An 8,018-nucleotide genomic window follows, 5' to 3' on the forward strand; every position below is an offset into this window, starting at 1 on the left:
TATCTCACTGCGGCGGCAATAATGCAACCGCAGGAAAAGATTTTTACACTATTTTTTGCAGTCTTGTTATAGTTTCCATCCCGCCCGAAACATTATAAGCCTCAAAGCCGGAATTGCGGAGCATTTTAACAGCGAGATAGCCCCTGAACCCCACTGCGCAGTAAACATACACGGGTGTATTTTTATCCAGACTGTTCAGCCTGCCGCGAAGATCATTAACGGGAATATTGACAGAGCCCTCAACACATGCGTCCTGATGTTCCCTTGCAGTACGCACATCGAGAATCTGCACCCTGCTCTTTTTACGGGCCTCCGCAAACTCCTCCGGAGTAACGGCATAGCCTGTGCCGCGAACCTTATTGGAAGCAACGAAACCTGCGATGTTCAGGTTATCCTTGGCTTTTGCAAACTGAGGCGCATATGCAAACTCCAGATGTTCAAGGTCAAACACGCTCAGACCGGAGTACAGCGCGGCGGAAGCCACATCAAGCCGCTTGTCCACACCCTTTTCCCCGGACGCGGCGCAACCCAGAAGTCTGCCTGTCTTTTTCTCAAAAACAGTCATCATAAATATAAATGTATGACCGGGGTAATATTCCGCTATGTCCGCATCCTCTGTGTAAACATAATCAGCGTCCAGCCCCGCCTGAACTGCCTGTTCGTATGTGAGTCCCGCCTGTCCTGCACAATATCCGTCAAAACCCACTATGGAAGTGCCCACAATGCCCGGAAACTTCATATCTCCGTCCGTGGCGGCATTATAGCCCGCCGTGCGCCCTTCCCTGTTGGCAGGGCCGGCCAGAGGCAGAAGAACCTTTTTTCCGGTGATACGGTTGAGCTTTTCCACCACATCCCCGGCGGCGAATATATCCCTGTCACTTGTGCGCATGGTGTCATCCACGGCTATGCCGCCTGTCTGCCCTATTTCAAGGCCGCATTCCCTGGCCAGCGCAGTGTCCGGTGTAACCCCTGCGCAGAGGAACAGCATGTCCGTTTTAAGGAGAGTTCCGTCTGAAAGGCTTATATCTATCTTATTTTTAACTGTTTTTTCAACACGCTGGGCAAATACGCCGAGCTTGAAGCCTATCCCCTTTTTCTCCATATGCTCACGGAGGTTCATGGCAACTATTCCCGGCATATTGGGCATTATCTCAGGCTTTGCCTCAACCACGGTTGTCTTTATCCCGCAGTGCATCATAGCCTCTGCGGTCTCCACGCCTATGAAGCCGCCGCCTATGACAGCAGCGGATTTCGGCTTATTTTTTTCTATGTATTTCCGCACGGCGTCCGCATCATCCACGGTGCGCATGGTAAAATAAGGCGTTTTATCTATGCCCCTGATGGGCGGAATAACCGTTTTGCCGCCCACGGCAATTATCAGCTTATCATAGGGAATATCCCTTTCGCCGCTTCTGTCTCGTACTGTCACAGTGCGGGCACTGCGGTTTATGGAGGTCGCTTCCGTGCTCACCAGAACATCCGCGTTAAAGCGTGTTCCGTATGTGTCGGGGGTGTGGAGGAGGATCTTTTTACGGGGCTTGATAATTCCGCCTGTGTAGTACGGCAGCCCGCAGTTTGCATATGAAATGTATTTACCTTTTTCAAGGACGGTTATCTCAGAGCTTTCGTCTGTTCTTCTTGCCTTTGCGGCCGCAGTCGCTCCGGCGGCCACGCCGCCTATCACCACAATTTTTCTTCCCATTTATTTCTCTCCGTACAGAACGCAGTCCTCCCCTCGCCCTGTAATATTGATAGTGTAAAAACGGTTCGGTTCGCACCCGGCGGGCATACTGACCTCAAAATAATTGTCCGTAATGCCTTCTCCGTTTTTCTGGGCAAGCACCCTGAAAGACTTTCCGATGCATCTGTCCGCAGCTTCGGCCTTAAGCCTGTCACCGAGGATTCGCAGACGTTCGGCACGCTCCTTTTTCACAGCGCCCTTTATTTTGTCCTTCATGCTGCTTGCCGCCGTTCCTTCTCTGTCAGAATATTGAAATACATGGAGAAAATCAACTCCTGATGAACATATGGTATTTATACATTCATCAAAATGAGCCTCCGTTTCCCCCGGAAAGCCTGTTATGACATCTGCACCCACAGTGAGGCCGTTTATCTTTTGTTTAAAAGCGGAGACCTTCGCTATGTATTCCTCCGCAGTGTAATGCCTGTTCATATTTTTCAGAATCTCCGTTGAGCCGCTTTGAAGCGGTATGTGGAGATGTCTGCATATTTTATCGCTGTGAAAAATCTCCTCAAGCCTCCCGTCCAGCTCATTGAGTTCCACTGAGGTGAGGCGAATGCGGAAATCACCTTCGATGGCGATAAGCTTTTCCAGAAGCGCAGCAAGGCTTGAGCCCGTGTCCTGTCCGTATTTGCCGATATGTATTCCCACAGGAACAATCTCCCTGTGCCCTTCTGCTATCAGCCTTGTCACCTCGTTCACCACATCATCTTCCGGCTTGCTCACAGGCTTGCCGCGGAGCATGGGGATAATACAGTATGAGCAGAAGGAATCGCACCCGTCCTGAATTTTCACAAACGCTCTTGTGCGGCTTTTCATGGGCGTATAGCCTATGTCAAGCACGGTTCTCGTCTCTATGGAGTTATAGAAGTCACGCTTTTCGAGAAGGTACTCTACCGCGTCTTTCTTCCCGGCGTTGGTGACGACAACGTCAGTGCCGCTCTCTTTCAGTTTTTCCGTCAGCAGGTCGGCGGCGCAGCCTGTCACCAGAGCAAAAACATCAGGCCTGTCCTTTTTTATTTTACGTAAAAGTGAGAGCATCTTATTGACCGCACGTTCAGTTACCGCGCAGGAGTTTATGATAACGGCATCAGCCAAAGAGGCTTCATTAACAACAATTAAGCCGTTCTCACCCGCTCTGCCGATGAGATGTTCACTTTCCACTTGATTAACTTTGCATCCGAAGGTATAAATATAAATATTCATTGATGGTGGAGATCCGTCTGTTTTTTTAAAAATTATAGAACCCTGTAGGTTTCCTATTATAAACCTGGAAGGCATCCGTTCCGCAGAGGAGCGGATGCCTTTTGCATTTACAGAATCCGCGTTCCATATGGAATATGGTGCAACCATATATCCTTTGCCTCCAAAAAGGAAGGCTTTTCTATTTTCTCATTTCTCTTAATCTGCTAAAATAGAGAATATGAAGAAATACTTTCTCCGCACACTCTTTATAATCCTTGCCGTTCTGCTGATGATGTATATCTTTCAGTTCAGGCAGAGCTTCGTCCCCATGTTTGAAAACATAATAGACAACAATAAAAGCATCTTTCAGTCATACTCCGCTAAGGTTGTGAAGACCGGAAACGAGTATAATGTCCAGCTTAAGGATGTGATAGGAACCACCTCCGAGGGGAGCAGAAGCGTCTATGTGCGGCTTGATGTCACAATCAGCGCCGGAAGCAGGAAAGCAGCGGAGGAGATGGGCGGCAAAGCAGGCAATACTGTTGCCGCCGTAACGGAAGCCATCAGCATGACTGCCCCATCCATTCTGGACACTCCCGAAGGCAAAAATATACTGAAAAGAAATATAGAGCGAACCCTGACCGAGGCATACGGTCCGGAAGCGGCAAAAGACATATATTTTGAAAATTTTGTTTACCAATAGGATGACATGATTGACGCAAACAACATAAAAAAAAGCTACAAAGAACAATGGAACCGCATAAAAGAGGACAGCAGAACAAAAGGACGCACCGCGAAGGAAGTTCTTGAAAACATAACCGCGCTTGTGGATCAGCTTGTCATGACCCTTGTTCAGAAGCATTCATGGTATGCGGGCGGGCTTTCCTTCCTTGCGCTTGGCGGCTACGCGCGCAAACAGATGGCTCCCCACTCAGACATTGACCTCCTGATACTTCATGAGGGTGAACTCACTGAAAAGCAAAAGGAATTTCTCAGTCTCTTCACCACGGACATGTGGGACATAGGCACTAACCCCGGAATCCAGATCAAGGAGATAGGCGAAGTGGCGGATGCCGCCCTTGAGGATGATGTAGTGCGCACATCCTTCATAGACAACCGTTTTCTCATTGGTGACACAGTTGTTTACGATCTGTTCCGCTCTGTCATGAATGACCGTCTGGCGGAAAAAGGGGTGAGCGCTTTTCTTCTCAGCAAAATTCAGTCGGTCAGAAAACGTTCAAGCAAGTTCCGCGACTCCATCTACCGCCTCGAACCCAACATAAAGGAGGGAAGCGGCGGTGTAAGGGACATAAACACAATCTGCTGGATATGCAAGATCCAATACAAGACCAGCTCTCTCAAGGCACTGATAGAAAACAGCATGCTGCTGCCGGATGAGCTGACATCCCTCGAAAGGGCTTCCGAGTTCCTTTTCAGAATCCGCAATGAACTGCACTACTACCACAACAGAAAATACGACATAATGAGCCTTGATGCGCAGAAGGATCTGGCGGAAGTGCTGGGCTACCGCTCCACATCAACCATTATGAGCGTTGAAAGCTTCATGCGTGACTACTACAGAACAGCAAAAACCATAGCCGAAATAACAGAGAGAGTTATCAACCGCACCATGGCTGAACTCACTCTCAAGATGCTTCACCGCAAATCGGTTAAGATGTCAGAACTTGGCGAAGGTTTCATAAAATACGGCAATCAGCTTACCCTCAAGAGCAAGAATGTGTTCGCCGAAAAACCGAAAAGGCTGCTGACTGTCTTTATGTTCGCCTCTGTTCAGGGGCTGAAAATCTCCGACAGCACATACGATACCATACGCGCCAGCCTCTATATGATAGACGGAAAATATATCCGCCAGCACGGCGAGTTTTTTCTCAAGATTCTTGCCCGCTTCCCGGATTCCTCCGAAATATGCTCCCGCATGGCAAAGGCCGGGGTGCTGCAGGCCATGATCCCCGAATTTGAAGAGATTGACTGCAAGCCCCAGTTCGACTACTACCATCATTACACTGTGGATGAGCATACCTTCCTCGCCCTCGGCTATATTGACAGGCTTCTGCTGGATAATCCGCCGCACCTCTCAATTTATCTTGAAGTGCTTAACCAGATTGAAAGAAAGGATCTTCTGGCTCTTTCCATCATCCTCCATGACATAGGCAAGGGGCAGGGGAAAAACCATTCGGAAGTCGGCGCGCGCATGAGCAAGATAATCTGCCGCCGCTTCGGCATGAGCATGGACGATACAGACACAGTCTCAAACCTCGTGCTGCATCATCTTCTGATGAGCAAAATCGCCCAGAGAAGGGACATACACGATGTCGAGGTCATCAGGCATTTCCTCAACTATATAAGCTCAAAGGAGGAACTCAGGCTTCTCTTCCTCCTCACCTATGCAGATATGAACGCAGTGGGCGGCAAGGTATTCAACGAATGGCGGCATACTCTTCTCAGCGAGCTTTATCAGAAGGCTCTGAACAGCCTTGATACGGAAAACCTTGAGCATGAGCAGGTTAAGGTGATTTCCAGAAAACGTGAAAAACTCCTTGAACGCACAGCCGACAGCGAGGAGCTTAACGAGCTTGCAAAAAGCATTGATGAGGAACTCCTATACACCAGTTCAGTCGGGCATATCATCCGCCTGCTCCATCTGGCTGTAAAAGTGAAAAACAGCCACGACGTTATAATAGAAACCGAGCTCCGTGAAGATCTGGGCGGCATTGAGATCAGCGTCTGCACGCAGGACTATGCAGGTGTTCTGCGCCGTATGGCAGGAGCCCTCTCCTCTCTGGGACTCAACATCATGTGGGCGCAGATAAATACCCTCGCAAACAACATCACAATCGACAAACTTATTGTGCAGAACCCGTGGGATCAGCGCGACAGCATTGAAGAAAAATGTGATAATATGGTTAAGAGGGTCAGAGAAGCCGTCCTCGGCAATTTTGACATTGACCGTGCGCTTGAAAACAAACAGGCTGTATTCGGCAGAAAACAGTCATCCGTGGCCTACAAAAAGGACAAAGTTGTCTTCGATAACGAAATATCCGGTCAATATACCATACTGGATATTTTTACGGAGGACAGGCTGGGTCTGCTTTATAACATACTGGGAATATTTAAAAAACTTGGCCTCAACCTCATAAAGGCAAAAATCTCCACCGATGTGGACAAGGTAGTGGACTCGTTTTACCTGACGGATCTCAACGGAGAAAAAATAACCGATGAGCAAACACTCGAATCAATCAGACAGGAACTCATATTCGAGCTTGGAAGCCCGAATATTTAAGAGCCTCAGGCTTTACCCTGAGCTTGATTCCGGTCTGAACAGACAGTTTTCCTTTACTCCGAGCTCCGATCTGGCTGACATTCTCATTGTGGACAGCTATGAGAATACCGCACGCGATAAAGTCAACATCCTTATATCCAATGAAAAATACCATGACGTGCTTTGTATTTCGCCTTCTGAGTCCACGGAGTTTATCATAAACTCCCTCAGGCTGCTGATAAAGGGCTATTCCACTTCCCCGCGCATAAACAAGCTCAAAGCACTGGAGGAGCAGAACGCACTGCTTTCAGAGGCGAATAAGGGACTGGTGGAGCTTTATAATCTGATAGAAAGCAAGAATAACCAAATCCAGTTCCTTAAGAATAAGCTGGAAAATATTATAAACTCTGCCGGAGAAAGCATAGTTGAAATTAACGAAGGCGGGGAAATTATCTTCGCCAACAACAAGTTTTCATCTACCACAGGTTATACCAAAGAGCAGACAGAGAGGATGAACTTTGTCCTCCTCCTTGAATCCGGCAAACGCGCGGAATTTATTGAGGGGCTCACAACACTGGTCGGAGACACTATCGGCGACATAAACGCCCGTCTGAAAAAACGTGACGGGGAATACATTGATATTCAGGGGTACATGACCCTGATAAAAGGGAAAGACATACACTACGAGCTTATTTTTCAGGACATCAGCCGCAAGCTCCAGCTTGAGAAGCAGATGAAGTATCTTGAGGAAAAGGCCATAGTATCCGGTCTTTCCAGACACCTTTCTCATAATATTCTCAATGCCCTCACAGTTGCCGGAGGTTTTCTGAAAAAAATAAAGGAATCCGGCGACCAGACGGATATGATGAAGCATCGCTGGCAGATTGTGGATGACAAATTTAAGCTGATTGAAGAAATAGTTACCGGATATAATGACTACACGAACGTAATCAATCTTAAATATACGGACAATCTGGATATTGCCGATTTCTTCCACGGGCTCATACGCGCAATAGCCCTGAAAAAGTTTGATAAAACCTTCTCAGCCTTCCTTTATAACTTCCTTGATCATTATGAGATAGACTACACTTTCAGGTTCACACGCTCATGCCGGATGGAAGCCAACAAAAACTTCCTGAAGCTGGGATTCTGCTACATCATCAAAGACACCATCCGCTACTTCGGTGATGAGCCGCCCATGAACTTCAAGATTACAACAGAAGTTCTCAACGGCAGGTTCGCTATCAGTATCTACGTTGATGATCTGGATGTTCCGCAGCCTGTGCTGGAGACAATGTGCCAGCCATGGAACCACAATATGCTCTCACAGAGCTTTGACTACTGGGGAATAGTAATCGCCAGCGTTATAATGGAAAAGCACGGCGGCAATCTTTCCATCGAAAAATGTAACGGCGGCATGAAGATAATCATGCTGTTCTGAGCCGATAACATCAAACTGACACATCCTGTCCGGTCTGAGTACACCCTCGCGGGCGGATGAACTGCCCTTCGCTTCTTACGGTGCAGTTCCTTGCTTTAACTTTTTGCGTCATTGCGAACCCTCAAAGGGTGAAGCAATCTCTCAGTATATTTAGAGACTGCCGCGTCGCGTCGCTCCTCGCAGTGACACAGCAGTGCGTCATTCTGAACGAAGTGAAGGATCCAGATCTTTCAGACAAACAGAGATTCTTCGGGCTTTGCCCTCAGAATGACGCAAGATAATCTTAAACGCAGGAAAGCCCGGAACCTTTCGGAACCGGGCTTTCATATTTTTAATCTCTGGCAGTGACCTACTCTCCCAAGCTCTCTCTT

5 protein-coding genes are annotated in these 8,018 nt (G+C 48.0%); 3 read left to right on the top strand and 2 right to left on the bottom strand.

Features of this window, described 5'->3' with window-relative positions; translation table 11 throughout:
• Window positions 1–43: 43 nt before the first annotated feature.
• Together OSQ85_RS06675 and mtaB are read right to left on the bottom strand one after the other, a co-directional pair.
• Window positions 44–1,702: an FAD-dependent oxidoreductase gene (locus OSQ85_RS06675; protein WP_265822066.1), complete on the bottom strand. Its 1,659-nt coding sequence runs from the start codon at window positions 1,700–1,702 to the stop codon at window positions 44–46.
• The gene (gene mtaB, locus OSQ85_RS06680; RefSeq protein WP_322874089.1) at window positions 1,703–3,094 is read right to left on the bottom strand and encodes a tRNA (N(6)-L-threonylcarbamoyladenosine(37)-C(2))-methylthiotransferase MtaB; all 1,392 of its coding nucleotides are present in this window, start codon (window positions 3,092–3,094) and stop codon (window positions 1,703–1,705) included.
• 70 nt (window positions 3,095–3,164) lie between these two features.
• On the opposite strand from mtaB, the gene OSQ85_RS06685 reads away from it, so the two are divergent.
• The 3 genes from OSQ85_RS06685 to OSQ85_RS06695 are packed head-to-tail and all read left to right on the top strand — an operon-like array spanning window position 3,165 to window position 7,647.
• Window positions 3,165–3,629, top strand: a complete 465-nt coding sequence (locus tag OSQ85_RS06685; RefSeq protein WP_265822068.1) for a flagellar basal body-associated FliL family protein — start codon at window positions 3,165–3,167, stop codon at window positions 3,627–3,629.
• 6 nt (window positions 3,630–3,635) lie between these two features.
• On the top strand, window positions 3,636–6,227 hold the full coding sequence (gene glnD / locus OSQ85_RS06690) for a [protein-PII] uridylyltransferase (protein ID WP_265822069.1): 2,592 nt from the start codon (window positions 3,636–3,638) through the stop codon (window positions 6,225–6,227).
• A complete protein-coding gene (locus tag OSQ85_RS06695; protein ID WP_265822070.1) occupies window positions 6,208–7,647 on the top strand; it encodes a PAS domain-containing protein in 1,440 nt (479 codons plus the stop codon). The genes glnD and OSQ85_RS06695 overlap by 20 nt, the downstream gene beginning before the upstream one ends.
• Window positions 7,648–8,018: the final 371 nt, after the last annotated feature.

It is taken from the genome of Geovibrio ferrireducens (assembly GCF_026226615.1).
Taxonomy (GTDB): Bacteria; Chrysiogenota; Deferribacteres; order Deferribacterales; family Geovibrionaceae; genus Geovibrio; species Geovibrio ferrireducens.